The 15,039-nt window shown below is 69.0% G+C and carries 13 protein-coding genes; 6 read left to right on the forward strand and 7 right to left on the reverse strand.

The window, feature by feature from the left end; genetic code table 11:
• Positions 1-52: 52 nt before the first annotated feature.
• Positions 53-1,144 carry a GTP 3',8-cyclase MoaA gene (gene moaA, locus H623_RS0108375; protein ID WP_022900493.1) on the reverse strand — a complete coding sequence of 364 codons (1,092 nt, stop codon included), beginning with the start codon at positions 1,142-1,144 and terminating at the stop codon, positions 53-55.
• 122 nt (positions 1,145-1,266) lie between these two features.
• Between moaA and H623_RS18680 the strand changes: the two genes are divergently transcribed.
• Together H623_RS18680 and H623_RS0108385 are read left to right on the forward strand one after the other, a co-directional pair.
• A complete protein-coding gene (locus H623_RS18680; RefSeq protein WP_084485851.1) occupies positions 1,267-2,616 on the forward strand; it encodes a molybdopterin-binding domain-containing protein in 1,350 nt (449 codons plus the stop codon).
• 126 nt (positions 2,617-2,742) lie between these two features.
• A complete protein-coding gene (locus tag H623_RS0108385) occupies positions 2,743-3,321 on the forward strand; it encodes a hypothetical protein (protein ID WP_022900495.1) in 579 nt (192 codons plus the stop codon).
• A gap of 187 nt (positions 3,322-3,508) precedes the next feature.
• On the opposite strand, the gene H623_RS0108390 is transcribed toward H623_RS0108385, so the two are convergent.
• A complete protein-coding gene (locus H623_RS0108390; RefSeq protein WP_022900496.1) occupies positions 3,509-4,390 on the reverse strand; it encodes an NADPH-dependent F420 reductase in 882 nt (293 codons plus the stop codon).
• The gene (locus tag H623_RS22060; RefSeq protein ID WP_022900497.1) at positions 4,387-5,148 is read right to left on the reverse strand and encodes a winged helix-turn-helix transcriptional regulator; all 762 of its coding nucleotides are present in this window, start codon (positions 5,146-5,148) and stop codon (positions 4,387-4,389) included. Before H623_RS22060 ends, H623_RS0108390 begins: the two co-directional genes overlap by 4 nt.
• A 636-nt stretch (positions 5,149-5,784) precedes the next feature.
• Between H623_RS22060 and H623_RS18690 the strand changes: the two genes are divergently transcribed.
• The gene (locus H623_RS18690; protein WP_022900498.1) at positions 5,785-7,224 is read left to right on the forward strand and encodes an HNH endonuclease signature motif containing protein; all 1,440 of its coding nucleotides are present in this window, start codon (positions 5,785-5,787) and stop codon (positions 7,222-7,224) included.
• A 37-nt stretch (positions 7,225-7,261) separates the two neighbouring features.
• On the forward strand, positions 7,262-8,863 hold the full coding sequence (locus tag H623_RS18695; RefSeq protein WP_022900499.1) for a flavin monoamine oxidase family protein: 1,602 nt from the start codon (positions 7,262-7,264) through the stop codon (positions 8,861-8,863).
• Here H623_RS18695 and H623_RS0108410 read toward each other — a convergent pair.
• The 3 genes from H623_RS0108410 to H623_RS0108420 all read right to left on the reverse strand — a co-directional run bounded on the left by H623_RS0108410 (position 8,860) and on the right by H623_RS0108420 (position 11,889).
• Positions 8,860-9,639: a nucleotidyltransferase domain-containing protein gene (locus H623_RS0108410; protein WP_022900500.1), complete on the reverse strand. Its 780-nt coding sequence runs from the start codon at positions 9,637-9,639 to the stop codon at positions 8,860-8,862. The genes H623_RS18695 and H623_RS0108410 overlap by 4 nt on opposite strands.
• Before the next feature lie 124 nt (positions 9,640-9,763).
• Positions 9,764-11,053, reverse strand: coding sequence for an MFS transporter (locus H623_RS0108415; RefSeq protein WP_051143159.1), 1,290 nt, complete (start codon positions 11,051-11,053; stop codon positions 9,764-9,766).
• On the reverse strand, positions 11,050-11,889 hold the full coding sequence (locus H623_RS0108420) for a helix-turn-helix transcriptional regulator (RefSeq protein WP_022900502.1): 840 nt from the start codon (positions 11,887-11,889) through the stop codon (positions 11,050-11,052). The genes H623_RS0108415 and H623_RS0108420 overlap by 4 nt, the downstream gene beginning before the upstream one ends.
• A gap of 101 nt (positions 11,890-11,990) precedes the next feature.
• Between H623_RS0108420 and H623_RS0108425 the strand changes: the two genes are divergently transcribed.
• On the forward strand, positions 11,991-12,764 hold the full coding sequence (locus H623_RS0108425) for an SDR family oxidoreductase (RefSeq protein WP_026940120.1): 774 nt from the start codon (positions 11,991-11,993) through the stop codon (positions 12,762-12,764).
• Positions 12,765-12,797: 33 nt separating this feature from the next.
• On the opposite strand, the gene H623_RS18700 is transcribed toward H623_RS0108425, so the two are convergent.
• A complete protein-coding gene (locus H623_RS18700) occupies positions 12,798-13,727 on the reverse strand; it encodes a GNAT family N-acetyltransferase (protein WP_245558958.1) in 930 nt (309 codons plus the stop codon).
• A gap of 82 nt (positions 13,728-13,809) precedes the next feature.
• Between H623_RS18700 and H623_RS21725 the strand changes: the two genes are divergently transcribed.
• Positions 13,810-14,781, forward strand: a complete 972-nt coding sequence (locus H623_RS21725; RefSeq protein ID WP_022900504.1) for a hypothetical protein — start codon at positions 13,810-13,812, stop codon at positions 14,779-14,781.
• Positions 14,782-15,039 lie beyond the last annotated feature (258 nt).

Below are 15,039 nucleotides of genomic sequence, written 5' to 3' on the forward strand. Positions count from 1 at the left end.
CTGCCCACATTTCAGGGATACGCGTGTGTCCCCGATCGCGCAAGACGTTCGCTCATCCGCCGATGTACGACATCTCGATCTTCTTGCGGCGAGATCGGATGTCCGGGGTCGCCGAGGAGCGCAGCTCCGAGTAGCGGTCGTCGCGGGCGGACCAGACGCCTGCGATCGCATCGGTGAGCGAATCGTCGTCGGCTCCGCCGCGGAGCAGTGCGCGCAGGTCCGTGCCGTGGTCCGCGAACAAGCAGGTGTAGAGCTGCCCTTCGGTCGAGAGCCGCGCACGGTTGCAGCTGGAGCAGAATGGCTGCGTCACCGACGAGATGACCCCGATCTCGCCCTCCCCGTCGAGGTATCGCCAGCGCGCGGCGGTCTCGCCGGGAGCCGTCGGGGCCACGGGCTCGATCGGGTGCACGGCGGCGATGCGCTCGACGATCTCGCGCGAGGGGACGACCTCGTCGAGCTTCCAGCCGTTCGTCGTGCCGACATCCATGAACTCGATGAAGCGCAGCACGTAGCCGGTCCCTCGGAAATGCTCGGCCATCGCGAGCACGTCGTCGTCGTTCTGGCCGCGCTTGACGACCATGTTGATCTTGATCGGACCGAGGCCCGCCTCGTGAGCGGCGTCGAGTCCGTGCAGCACGCGCTCGAGCGGGAACCCGACGTCGTTCATGCGCCGGAACGTCTCGTCGTCGAGCGAGTCGACCGAGACGGTGACCCGGTTCAGGCCGGCCGCCTTGAGCGCCTCGGCCTTGACGGCGAGCGCCGATCCGTTCGTCGTGAGTGCGATATCGAGCGGATCGCCGCTCGGCGTGCGCAGCGCCGCCAGCATGCCGACCAGCTCCTCGATGCCCTTGCGCAGCAGCGGCTCCCCACCGGTGAGGCGTACTTTGTGCACGCCGAGACGCATGCCGGCGCGCACGACGCGCTCGATCTCTTCGAACGTGAGCAACTCGTCACGCGGCAGGAATGCGTAGTCGCGGCCGAAGATCTCGCGCGGCATGCAGTAAACGCAACGAAAGTTGCACCGGTCTGTGACCGAGATGCGCAGGTCCGTGAGCCGACGACCGAGCAAGTCCACCGGCATGCCCGTCGACGGCAGGCGGAGCACGTGCTGCGACCCGCCCGCGCGATGAAGCGTCTGCGTCACGGCATGCTCCTCGCCCTCGTTTCCGCCCCGGCCCCGGGGCCCTTCTCTCCCGAGGTTAGCGGCGCGGCCCGGCGATGGCGCCGAACGAGATGACGCCGAACCGCGGGTCGTACGCTGAGCGCATGCGAGAGGATGCCCGTGCCCGCGCCGAGTGGACCGACGCCCGTTCCGTAGCCCACGAGACGGCTCGGGCGCTCGCCGGCCGGCGCCCCGCCGCCGAAACGGTCCCGCTCGATGAGGCGATCGGACGAGTGCTGGCGACGGACCTTATGGCGAAGACGGACGTGCCGTCGGCGCCGTCGAGCGCCATGGACGGGTGGGCGGTGAGGGGTCGGGGCCCGTGGCGCGTTCTGGGTGACGCGATCGCGGAGGCCGAGGCCGAAGCCGACGCTGCCGCGGAAGCCGAACCTGCCGACGCGGTCGCAGATCCGGATGCCGAGGGTGCGGCCACCGGCGGACCGACCGCGGGCCTGCTCCATGACGGCGAGGCCGCACCGGTTGCGACGGGTGACCCCGTTCCGTCTGGCGCGAGTGCGGTGCTGCGGCGCGAGCGCGGGGAGGTGCGCGGGAGCATCCTCTCTGCGTCCTTCGGCGAGCCGGGTGGCGGACCGGAACACGGCGCAGACATCCGACTCGCGGGCGAAGACGCGCGGGCCGGCGCACTGCTGCTGCAGGCCGGAACCGTGCTCAACCCGGCGCAGGTCGTGGCAGCGTCGATCTGCGGGTACGACGAGGTGACCGTCGCGGCGGTGCCGGGTGCGGACATCCTGCTGGTCGGCGACGTCTCGGAGGCGCTCGAAGGACGGCTGCCGGCCCTGTTCCGGATGCTCGGGCTTCGCTCGAGCACGCCGCGTCACGTCGCGGACGACCGACAGGCGCTGCGACGGGCATTGCACGGCGAGGGCCGCATCCGCGATGCCGCCGGGGATGCTGGCGCCAACTCCGCGGCCGGTCCCACGGCCGATCCCACGCGGGACCCCACCGGAGCCGAAAAGGTCACGATCACCGTCGGCGGCATCGGTCGCTCCCAGTCCGACGACCTCCGCGGTGTGCTGCGAGACGCCGGTGCCGAGTTTGTCATCGACGGCGTCTGCATGCGACCGGGTTCGCCGAGCCTGCTGGTGCGCATGCCGGACGGTCGGCTCATCGTTGCGCTGCCGGGCACGCCGCTTGCCGCGTTCGTCGGTGCGACCGTGCTGCTGACGCCGCTCGTGGCCGGTCTGCGGTGCGTTCCGCTGCCGCAGCCGAGTGCGGTGCGACTCGCCGAAGACGTGCATGACGGTCGCGGCCGGGCGCGGATGCTGCCCTACGTGCTCACGGTCGATGGCGCCGTGCAGATTGCTCGCCGCGGCGCCGCCGTGCTCCGCGGACTCGGCGATGCGGACGGCCTGCTCGTGGTGCCCGCGGAGGGCGCGACGAGGGGAGCGGTCGTTCCCGCGTTATCCCTGCCGTGGACGTTCCCCACTGCATGACGGTGGGCCGCCGGCGCGTGAGTGCGCGGAACCCGCGGCAGGACGCGCCGAGGGCCAACCCTTGAAGGTTTCTGGGAACGGGGTCACTATGGGGTGGAGGGGAACTGTCAAAGAAGAAGGTTCACCATGCATTTCGCAGTGTCGTTGTTCCCGCCTCTGGCACTCGGATTCTTCGGCCTGGGCACCGGCTACCTGATCTACGGACCACAGGAACTGATCGGCTGGCCGAAGCGCGACGAACGTGTCGACCGAGCGACCGGAGTGTGGGGCATTTGGTTGCCCGGTTTCTGTCAGCTTGTGACCGGCGTGATCCTGTTCGTCGGAATGACCTGGTTCCAGGTCTTCAGAGAGCCGCCTCTGTACATGGCTGCTCTCGCGTTCTCGGCATATGGCATCCACTGGTTCGCGATCGGCTACAACCGGTATCGCGGCAATGATCCTCGGCCGAACGCCGGAATGTGCGTGGCGTTCTTCATCATCTCGGTCGTCGGTCTCGTCGTGTTCTTCGTGGCTGGTGACTGGCCCGTCGGGCTGCTGTTCGTCGGGCTTGCGCTGATCTACGCGTCGGACTTCTTCGCCGCGATCGGCCGCGCCTGGGGCGAGCGCTCGCTCGGCTTCTGGCACCTCGTCACCGGGCTCTGGCTGATGTACCTGATGATCGCCGTGGCGTTCAACTTCTCACTGGGATGGGCGCTGCCGGTCTGATCGGTTGATCCGACCTGATTCGTCCAGCGGGTCTAAGATCACGGTCGCCGCCGTCGCCGACGCACATTCCCCTCGCGTCGGTGACGGCGACAGCCGGTAGGCCTGTCAGCGCGTGGCGCGGACTCGTCGTGCCTCGCGCTGTCGGGCCGCAATGCCAGGGTCGCCGTGCCGGAGTGCGCAGTGCGTGTCAGGCGGCGGCGCTGCGTGCGCGGGCCACGACGCGTCCGCGTGCGGAGTCGGGGAAGGTGGAGAGCAGGTAGCGCACCTGGTCGGCGTCGACATCCGCGCCGAAGAGCTCGGTGTTCGGCTCCATGCGGATGCCCTCGGCAAGCGGGCCTGCGACCACGGGATCGAAGCCGAGGGCGTCGACGACGGAGGCGACGGCATCCAGGTCGTGTTCGTCATCGCCGGCGATCGCTATCGCCTTGCGTCCTGCAGCGCCGGTCGGTCTCGGCTCCTCGTCGAGGTCGTGGTACCCCATGTGGTTGAAGGCCTTGACCACCCGCGACGTGCGCAAGAAGCGTTGCACGATCTCGCTCGTCGAGGTGCGCGGGTCGTTGAGGTCGTCGCGTATTCCGTCGACCTCCCACCAGTAGTTCATCGCGTCGATCACGAGCTTGCCGCGCAACTCATCCACCGGCAGCGTCTCGTGTTTGCCGAGCGGCAGAGCCAGGATGACGGCGTCGGCTTCGCGTGCAGCCTCGGCTGCCGTCACCGCTCGTGCGCCCGGCACCAGGACCTCCACGATGAGCGCGATCTTCGCAGGGTCGCCGGATCCGGCCACGAGCACGTGGTAGCCGGCCTGGGCGGCCAGGCGGGCGAGCACGGTGCCGAGTTTGCCGGCGCCGAGGATGCCGATGGTGCGGATGCCGGTGCTCCCGCTCTCGCTCATGCTGTCGGTCATGCTCTCGGTCTCGTTCGCGTTCGCGTTCGTGCTCTCGGTCGCGTTCGCGCTCTCGTCGATGTGCGTGCGCGCGCTGGTGCGCGTGTGGGCGCCGACGTCCCTGTGGGCGCTGATGTCCTCGCGGGCGCTGATGTCCTGGTGGGCGCTGATCCCCGAGTCGGTCACGCGGCCTCCTGCTTCGTCTTGTTCGGGTTCGTCTTGTTCGGGTTCGTCTTGTTCGGGTTCGTCTTGTTCGGGTCCGGCTTGTTCGAGTTCGCTGTGGTCGGGTTCGTCTCGCTCCGGTCCACCGTCGGCGGTTCTGTCGCGCCGGTTGTCGTGGCGGTCGTGATCGCAGCCGACAGTGCGGCGGTCCATTCCACGCTCCAGCGGGCAATGGCATCCAATACCGGGGCGAGGCTGCGGCCCTCAGTCGTGAGTGCGTAGCCGGTGGTGCCGGGTCGGGTGGGTGCGGGCCGGACGGTTGCGGGCCCGGTGATCGCGGACTCGGCGATGCTCGTACGGTCCTCGTCGGGTGGAGTAGCAGCGGTTCGGGCAGTCATGGCCTGAGCACGGTCGGACAGGGCAGGCATGGAATGAGCGCGGTCGGGCGGGGCAGGCATGGCCTGCGCGGCGTCGGACGGGGCAGCCGCTGGCGGAGTGCGATCGGTTCGGGCACCTGGGGGCCGAGTGCCTCCGGCGCGAGCCTGGGTCGTGCTGTCGCCGGTCGCCTCGTCGGGCGATGCCGTGCGCTTGACCAGGCGGGCAGCTTCGAGCTCCTTGAGCCGTTGCGACAGCATGGCGTCGGTGATTCCGGGGATGCCCGCGCGCACTTGCGAGAACCGACGCGGACCGGCGAGCAACTCGCGCAGTATCAGCCCGTTCCAGCGGCGGCCGATGAGTTCGACGGCGTCGTGGAACGCCGGACAGGCGGAGGGATCGTGCATGTGTGCTTCCTCTCCTGTTGATTCCCTCTTCTGTGGGAGTTCCCGTCTTCTGTGGGATTCCCGTCTTCCGTGGGATTCCCGACTCGTGCGGGTTCCCGTCTCGTGTGGGGGTCCCCGTGGAGTTCCCATCGGGTTCCTCTCGAAGTACCCCTTCGGAGTCCTCTCGGAGTTCCCGTCCGATCGCCTTCGCATCGGAGGCCGACGGCGCGTGAGGGCAGACCGCTATGGAATCCATAGTAGGTCGCTGGCGCAGGATCAGTCGGTCGAGGTCAGGGTCGGAGTCGAGTTCGGAGTCGAGTTCGGAGTCGAGGTCGAGGTCGGGGTCGAGGTCGGGTTCGAGGTCGGGGTCGGGTTCGAGGTCGGGACTGGGGTCGGCGGTCCGGACTGGGGTCGGCGGCCAGGGCTGGGGTCGGCGGTCGGGGGTCGAGGCGAGGTCGGGTCCCGGTCGCAGCCGGAGCCGACGCCGCAGCAGCCGCCGCGGCGGAAGCGCGCAACGAATGCAAGCGCGAGGGCCGCGGTCAATGCCCGTCCGCCTGTTCTTTCCCTCCCAGGCCGAGCGGCAGTCAATAGTACACAGCTACGAATGTTTGATCCTCTAATCGAACAGCATTTCGAATATACGTGATACCATAAGGTATGGACTTCGAAGAGATCGCGATTGCCGAGCTCACCGGCCTGGCCAGCCGGTTCGCAGCACTCGAACGCGATCTCGCGCGGCTGCAGGCGCGACGGGTGGCGCTTCTTGGCGAGGCCGACACCTGGGCGGAACGGCACGCGAACGCTGTCATCGGGCTCACTGAACCGCCGGCTTCCCGTCGAGAACTCGCTCACCGAATGGCCGTTGCCGAACTGGCCACGGCGACGCACATCTCTGAGCGCACCATCGCCGGTCATGTCGCAACGGCGGTGGGCATCCTCTCCCGTCACGACACTTTCGCAGCCCTGGCCGATGGCTCGATCAGCATGGGACACGCGTCGCTCATCGCCGAGGAGGTCACCGGCCTCGTCGGTGTGGACGGTGAGCCGGCCGACGAATCGGTCGCCGCCGAGTTCGAGCACGCGATCCTCGAAGTCGCCACGGAGAAGTCGACCGGGCTGACGCGGCGCGCCGCGCGCAGGCTGCGTGAACGGTTCGCGCCCGAGTCCCTGACGACTCGGCACGAGCGCGCGTGCGAGCAGCGTCGCGTCTGGGTCGAGCCCGCCGATGACGGCATGTCGTGGATCCACGCTCTGATTCCCACCGACGCTGCGGCCCTCTTCTGGCATGACATCACCTCGATCGCCGTCGATCGCCGTGACACGACGCGCGTGCCCGGGCAGCCTGAGAGCGTGATGGACGAGCGCGATCTCGATCAATTGCGTGCCGATATCCTGGCCGACCAGCTCGGCTTTCTCTCGGCGCTTCAGTGCGAGGGCGCCTTCATCGACGGCACTCGCGACGGAGGAACCCCGATCGGATCCGCACCGACCCGAGTGATCCCCTCACTGCAGGTGCTCGTGACAGTGCCGGTGATGACGCTGACGGGAGTGTCCGACGAACCGGGCGAGCTGGATGGTTACGGTCCGGTCCCGCCGGAGATGGCGCGCCGCCTGGTCGCCCATGCGCCGTCGATGACCAGGGTCCTCACTCATCCGGTGACCGGAACGGTACTGGATGTCGACCGCACGACCTACAAGGTTCCCGCCGCGCTTCGAAGATGGTTGGCGCTGAGAGACGGAACGTGTCGATTTCCCGGCTGCGGACGGCGGTCCCTCGCGTGCGACCTCGACCACACGATCGCGTGGGAGGACGGCGGCACGACAAGTGCCGACAATCTCTCGCACCTGTGCCGAAAGCATCATCGTCTGAAGCATGTCGTCGGCTGGACCGTCGAGCAGACCAGCGGCGTCGCCGGCGAGTTGCGGTGGACGAGTCCGACCGGTGCGGTGCGCACCAGTGCGCCCGCTGTACGAATGGGAGCTGTGGCCCGAGTGCCGACTACGCCCGAAGCCACGGCTGCGGAGGCCACTGATGTGGAAGCTGCCGGTACGGAACCTGCGGTGTTGCAACCAGTAGCGCCTGGATCGGTGCGATGAGCCCGTGCGGGAACCCCGGTACGGCGAGCGAGGCGCGATGAGTACGGCCCTGCTGGCCGGCGACCGTGCAGTGCACGAGACTGAAGCCGTGGACGATGGCGAACACGATGGCGAACACGATGGCGAACACGATGGCGAACACGATGACGAGCCCGAGGGTGCACACGGCGCGGCGCACGACGACGAAAACCCGTTCGACGCGATCATCGTCGGCGCCGGCATCGCGGGCATCACAGCCGCCGCACTGCTCAACAAGGCGGGACGGAGGGTGGTGGTACTGGAGGCTCGGGACCGCGTCGGGGGCCGAACCTGGACCGATCACAGCGCGGGCTTCAGCGTCGACCGAGGTGCGTCATGGATCCACGGCGTCGACGGGAACCCGCTCGTTCCGCTCGTCGAGGCGTTGGGAGTGCGCACCGCCGAGTTCACGGTGGGCAGCTTCCAGGCTGGTGGCCGCCCGATCGCGGACCACGACGCTTCGGGTCGGTTGATGGATGTCGCCGCCCAACGCGAGTGGCTCGACGACATCGCGGCCGTCGACGGAGCACTGCTGAGCACGATCGCAGCATCGCAGCCGGGCGACACTTACGGCACCGTTGTCGGCCGGGCCATTGCTGCTGTCGGTCTCGAATCGCCGGGAGGCAGCTCGCCGGGTGGCGACGCCTCGGGAGCAGACTCCGCCGACGCCGACGCCGACGCCGACTCCGTCGCCTCCGCCGACGCTGCCTCCGACCGTGCCGACCGTGCTCGCTCGTTCCACATGCACCGAGTGGAGGAGCAGTGCGGCGCCTGGATCGACCAGCTCGATGCACACGGTCTCGACGACGACGTCATCATCGGCGATGAGGTGATCTTCCCCGACGGCTACGACGTGTTCGCGCGAACCCTCGCCCGCGGTCTCGACGTACGGCTCGGGCAGGTCGTGCACGAGGTCGAATGGGTTGACACAGGGGTCACCGTGCGCACTGCGGATGCCACCTTCCGAGCGGAGCAGGCGATCGTCACCGTGCCGCTCGGCGTCCTGAAAGCCGGAACGATCCGCTTCGAGCCCGCGCTGCCCGCCCCGATCGCCGACCTCGTGGACCGCGTCGGCATGGGCGTCTTCGACAAGGTGTTCCTGCAATTCCCGGAACGGTTCTGGGAGCCCGACGTCTATGCCATCCGGTTGCACGGCGCCGGCGGATGGCCGTGGCACTCCTGGTACGACGTGTCCGTCGTGAGCGGCACGCCGATGCTCCTCACGTTCGCGGCCGGACCGTGGGGCAGACGCGTCGAGGAGATGGGCGATGCCGAGATCGCCGCATCCGTGCTCGGAGCGCTCCGCACGATGTACGGCGATGCCGTCCCCGACCCGACAGGGTCGTGGATCACCCGCTGGGGACAGGATCCGTTCGCACTCGGGTCGTACTCGTATCTGCCTGTCGGCGTGCTCAACGAGGAGCGTGACGGACTCGCCGAACCGATCGGCGGCGTACTGCACCTCGCAGGCGAGGCGACGTGGTCGGAAGACGCCGCCACCGTGCACGGCGCGCTGCTTTCGGGACACCGAGCTGCCGAAAGGGTGCTTGGACGGGAGATCGAACTGGACGACCTCAAGGAAGGCGCGCAGAGAGGAACGGACCGGACGGGCGAGGCTTAATCCTCCGCCCGCGCGGCCCGCAGCTTCTCGGCGCAGTATGAGCGCACATCATCGACCAGGGCGATGAGTGATGCGGGGTCCGGTTCCGCTGTGGCGATGAGCTCATCAATGCCGTTCAGGCCCGCGCGCGCGAACAAGCGCTTCTCATTGGTGACCCAGATGCCACGCGCAGCGAGCACGGCATGCGCCGTGCACGTCGTCGCGCGCGCCAGTAGGCCCACGCACTGGGTGAGGCGCCCGGCCGCGGCAGGGTACCGTCGCGCATAGTCCAACTCGGCCGCCGCCTGACGCCACCACTCGTCGGATGCGTGCTGTCTCAGCGCGCCCGGATATGTCACGTCGGGGAGCGTCCCGACGAGCACGCGCTTGGACGCGAGTTCCGCCATCACGAGGTACGACGGCAGGGGAGCGAGATGGAACCACAGCGGCTCGGTGGTGAAACGGCCATCGGTGGCATCCTCGATGACGCGCTCGACGACATCCAGATCGCGGTAATGCACATCGCTCGCACGACCGTCGATGGTGAGCCACGCTCCGCCGTTGAAGACGGTGTGCGATACCGAGCTCCAACTCCCGAGCTCACCGACGGTACCGGGCCAGCCGAGTTCGCGCAGCGTGTGCGGATCGAAGTCGCCTCGGTAGTAGATCGAGAAGTCCCAGTCGCTGTCAGGACGATTCGTCCCCTCCGCTCGAGAACCTCCGAGCGAAACCGCCTCCACGCCGGGCAACGAGCCCAGGGTGTTCCCGACGTATTCGATGAAGGCTTCGTCGTCCACGCGGCCACGCTAGCAGCGGCGCGTAGGTCGCAGGCGCCGTGCCGAAAGTGGGGTGCCGAAAGTGGGGTGCCGGAAGTGGGGTGCCGGGAGTGGGGTGCCGGAAGTGCGGTGCCGGAAGAGCGGGCTAGGGGCGCCCCTCGTCGATCGGCACGTCCTCCAGACCCTCCGGCAGTTGCCGCATGCTGCGCAACGGCGAGAACACCACGATGCCGCACGCGAGCAGCCCGAGCAGACAGCCGAGCCACATCGTCGGCACCACACCGAGCCATCCGCCCAGCAGACCGGTGATCACACCACCGATCGGGATGACACCCCAGACGACGAAGCGGATCGAGGCGTTCATGCGCCCGAGCAACGGCGGAGGGCAGATGCGCTGCCGGAACGACAGTTGCCCCACGTTGTAGACGACGACCGCGAACACGAAGAAGAAGTCGCCCACGATGAGCAGCGGAATCGCCGCAGCAGAGAACACCGAGGTCAGCGGGATCAGGAACGGAGCGGTGGAGGCCACGAGCGCCGCGACCACGATGATGCGCCCTTCGCCGATCCGCCGCGACAGCGTCGACGCCGCAACAGCACCCAGGATGCCGCCCACCGCTCCGACCGCACCCACGACACCGTAGACGGCCGGCGACAACCCCAGGGTGCGCAGCACGAAGATCGACAGCAACGTGGTCACGAAACCCTCGAAGAAGTTGGCGGATGCCGTCATCATCACGATTCGCCGCAGCAAAGGGTTGCGGAAGACGAATCCCAGCCCTTCCCCGATCTCGCGCACGAGAGAGGCGTGCTCAGATCGTTCGTGCTTCGGCTCATCATCCCGAATGGATGCCACGAAACCGAACGAGAACAGATAACCGATCGAGGTCGCCAGCACCACGATCGGCGCCGGCATGATCGCCAGAAGCCCACCGGATGCCGCCGGTCCGCCGACACGCGCCACCTGCGAGCTCGTCTCCAGCGCCGAGTTCGCGGCGGTGACCTGCCGGGACCGCACGAGCCGCGGCACATAGCTCTGGTACGTCACGTCGAAGAACACGGTCGCGCCGCCCACCACAGCCCCGACCACATAGAGGTACCAGATCTGCAAGGCGCCGAGCCACCAGAGCAGCGGAATGGATGCCAGCGCCAGCGCACGCACCGCATCCGCGGTCATCATGACGCGTCGCTTGCGCATGCGGTCGACCCACGCGCCCACCGGCAACCCGATCACGAGGAACGCGAGTGTCTCTGCAGCGCTGAGCAGACCGACCTCCTGCGCCGTGGCATCCAGCACCAGCACCGCGAGCACCGGGATCGCGAACGTGCCGATCTGCTCACCCGCCTGGCTGAGCGTCTCGCCCAGCCAGAGCCGCACGAACGACGGATTGCGCCAGACGGGCTCGCGCACAGGCGTGCTCACGGGGGCGCTCACCGCGTGAACGCCTGCGTACCGAGCACCGACAGCAGCCGCAGCTTCTCGGCCGCCTCGTTCCCCGATGCGGTGAGCACGAGCAGCGCCTGTCCCTGGTCCTCGGTGAAGAGCACCTGGCAGTCCAGCTCGATCTCGCCCACCTCCGGATGCACGAGCGTCTTGTGGTCCTCGAACCGTTGCGCCACCTCGTGCCGCTCCCAGATCGCCGCGAACTCGTCGCTCACCCGACGCAGCCCGGCCACCAGCTCACCCGCCCGCGATCGCTCGCCGAGCGCCCCGTACGCCACCCGCAGATTGGCGACCAGCGCACGGGACTGGCGGTCGCGGTCGTCGGCCGGATACAGCATCCGCTCGCTCTCGGGATGCGCGAACCACCGGTACACATCGCTCCGCTCCCAGCCGGTCAACGCCGTGCGGTCGCCGAAGAGCGCGTCCGCCATGCGGTTCTGCACCAGCGACTCGCCGAGGTTCGAGAGCACGAGCGCGGGGGAGTCGTCCAGCCGCTCGAGCACCCGCAGCAGCGCGGGAGCGACGTGCGCCGACGTCGAGACCTGGTCCGGGATGCCGTGCCCCGCCATGCGATACAGATAGTCGCGTTCGTCGCGGCTCAGCCGCAGAGCCCGCGCCAGCGAGGCCAGCATCTGCTCGCTCGGCTGCGGTCCGCGCTGCTGCTCGAGCCGCGTGTAGTAGTCGGTGGACATGGCCGCCAACTGCGCGACCTCCTCGCGCCGCAGCCCCGGCGTGCGCCGCCGCGCACCCTCCGACAGGCCGAGATCGGCGGGGGCGAGCTCCGCACGGCGGCGGCGAAGGAACTCGGCGAGGGCGGCGGCATCCATGACTCCATCTTCGCCTGTGCGGGCGGCACGCAACCAGGGATCGCGGATCCCCGGATGAACGCTCTCTGCCGCAGCCTGTGCTCCGCCACGACGCTGGAACCATGCAGATCACCTCGAACACCGTTTTCATTCCCGGCGCCACCAGCGGCATCGGACTCGCTCTCGCTCTCGCGCTGCAGGAGCGCGGCAACACCGTCATCGTCGGCGGCCGTCGCGCGGAACTGCTGGAGCGCATCCGCGCCGAGCACCCCGGCATTGACACCGTCGCGATCGACACGGCCGACCCGGAGAGCATCCGGGTGGCAGCCCGCCACGTGCTCGACACCCACCCCGACCTGAACGTGCTCGTCACTATGGCGGGCATCATGCGCGCCGAGGACTGGCACACGCCCGACGGCTTCCTGGCCAGCGCGGAGGCGACCGTCACGACGAACCTGCTCGGTCCGATCCGCCTCATCGGCGCGTTCATCGAGCACCTGCGCACGCGTCCGGACGCCACGATCATGACCGTTTCGTCCGGCCTCGCGTTCACCCCGCTGAAGGCCACGCCCACGTACAACGCGACGAAGGCGGCCATCCACCGGCTGAGCGACAGCATTCGACTGCAGCTGGCCGACACCGCTGTGCAGGTCGTCGAGCTGGTGCCGCCCGCCGTGCGCACGGCGCTCATGCCCGGTCAGGAGAACAGCGAGGTCGCCATGCCGCTCGACGACTACATCGCCGAGGTGATGCAGCTGATCGAGACACAGCCGGATGCCCGCGAGCTGCAGGTGGAGCGAGTCAAGTTCCTGCGCTACTCCGAGGTGCGCGGCGAGTACGACCAGGTCGTGTCCGTGCTGAACGCGACGGACCCGCACGCCGACGCAGCGGCGTAGGAGCGGGCGCCGACACCCGCGCACGCACCGAGGTCATCGGTCGGGCGCGAGCAGGTAGCGATACGTCGCCACCTGCTCGAACCCGAGACCGTCGTAGAGTCGGCGGGCGGTGGAGTTGGACGCGAGCACCTGCAGCCAGAGCGCAGCCACGCCAGGCCCGGACCCGTCGTGAGCCGCGCCGGCCCGGACGAGTGACCGGATGACCGTGCGTGCGTGTCCACGCCCGCGGGCATCCTCTCGGGTCGCCAGCGCGTAGAGACCGCCCCAGAGGGTGTTGGCACAAGGGGTGTCGGCACAGGGGGTGTCGGCACAGGGGGTGTCGGCACAGGGGGTGTCGGCACAGGGGGTGTCGGCCTCGCCCGTGGCGCCGGCGGAGACGAGGGCGAGGCGACCCACGGATGCCGCACCGCACTCGTCCGGGACTGTCGCGTACAGCGCGTCGCCGCCGGTCAGGATGCCTCGCGCCACTTCCCGCTCCGCGTCGCCTCCGCGCCCGTCCACCGACCACCACAGATCGAGCCACTCGTCGTCGGGCGCGGCCGTCACGCTGGTGCTGGCGTCGAGGTCTGCACTCGATCGCCGTGCGGCGGCATCGAGTGCGCGCGCCACGACGGCGAGCGGTGCGGCCAGAACGAGCGTCTCGTTCCGAGGCTCGTAGCCTCGCGCGACGAGCGTGGCGAACAGCTCCTCGTCGACGTCCGCCAGCTGGAACAGTGGCGGCAGCCCCCGCTCGCGGTAGAGACGTTCGACCTCGGCGATGGCGGACGGCGTCCCGGTACGACCTCGCGGTGGATACACCGAGTTCGCCCGCTGCGTGACGCCGGGAGAACGACCGGCGCGCGACGCCTGGGCGAACCGCGCGACCCAGCCATCGACATCCACTCGTTCCAGTGCAGGCCAGCCGGCATCGGCCAGTGCGGCAAAATCGACGGCGGGCGCAGCACGAGGAGTTCTGGTCGTCACGCGCACCACGCTAACGGGCCGCCCGTCTTGCATGTGCGGCCGCGGCCTGCGAGGGTTACCGGACGAACGCGAGGGAGGACGCATGACGACGACGGACGTTTCGCCGCGCCGGGAGCCGACGAGCGGGCCCTCGGATGGTGCCGGTCCGCGGCGGCCGACCTGGGCACTGGCGTGGTGGACGGCTGGGCTGATCGCGCTCGGCGCGGTCGTGCTCGGCCTTCTGCCGTGGCTCGTGACCGGCATGCGATTGCCGCTGCAGAATCTCTGGGCGCGGGACACCATGCCCGGCGACATGCCCCGCGCTCTGCTTCCGATCAGCCAGTACGCCATATCGACGCTCCTCGCCCTGATCGTGGTGGCGTGGACGATCGCCGGCATCGTGGCGCGTGCGACGAAGGCGCACTGGCGCAGGGGTGCGTTCTGGAGCATGATCGCCGGCGCCGCGGGCCTTCAGCTGGTCGCACTCGTGCAGTCCATCGGCACCGTCGGCGCCGGCCTGAGCGACAGCGTCGCCTCTGCGCTCTACCTCGTGCTGCTCACGATCGTCGTCGTCTTCGCGATGCTGCTCGGAGTCGTTGTCTTCGCACTGCTCAGCAGGGCGCCGCGAGCGGGCGCTCTCATCGGCCTGGCGCTGGCCGCACCCCTCGCCGGATCGTGGGTCGCACTGTTCTTCGACCCGCAGAATGTCGGAGTCGGCGGCATCGGTGGCGGCGTCGCCTTCGTCGAGCGATGGCTGCCCGCAGTGTTGGTCGCGGCCGCGATCATCTGGTGCGGCGTCGGCTCGGTCGGCCGCATCGTGGCATCCATCGTCGGGCTGATCCTGCTCTGGATCTCGCCCGCCGTGCTGACCGGTGTCGCCGCCGCGGCAGGCATGCGGGTGCTCGCATCCACCCCGGGCGAGATGGCGTCGTTCGGACTGGGCGTCACGCGGCTTGTCGCGGGCACTCTCGGCCAGTCGCTGCCTCCGCTGATTCTTGCTGTCGTCATCGCCGCCGTCGGGCTCGGCGTGCGGTTCGTGGTCGCTCGACGTCGCGCGAGCGCAGCGACCGGCTGATCAGAACGGAGTGGCCGGCTGATCGGCCGACTGATTCGAACTGACCGGCCGGCTTGTGTGGCGACGCGGCGCCCGCTCTGCTAGCCTCACCCCCATGGAAAACCGCTGGTATGCGTATTTCGCGTTGGCTCTGGAGGAGCCGACGGTCGGAACACGCTGACCAGCACCCTTCTCCAGAGCCAACGGGCAGGATCATTCGGATCCTGCCTTTCGTCATTAACCGGCGGGCTGGCCTGGAGTGCGAAGGCCCTCGCCCCA

Source organism: Humibacter albus DSM 18994, assembly GCF_000421825.1.
Lineage (GTDB): Bacteria > Actinomycetota > Actinomycetes > Actinomycetales > Microbacteriaceae > Humibacter > Humibacter albus.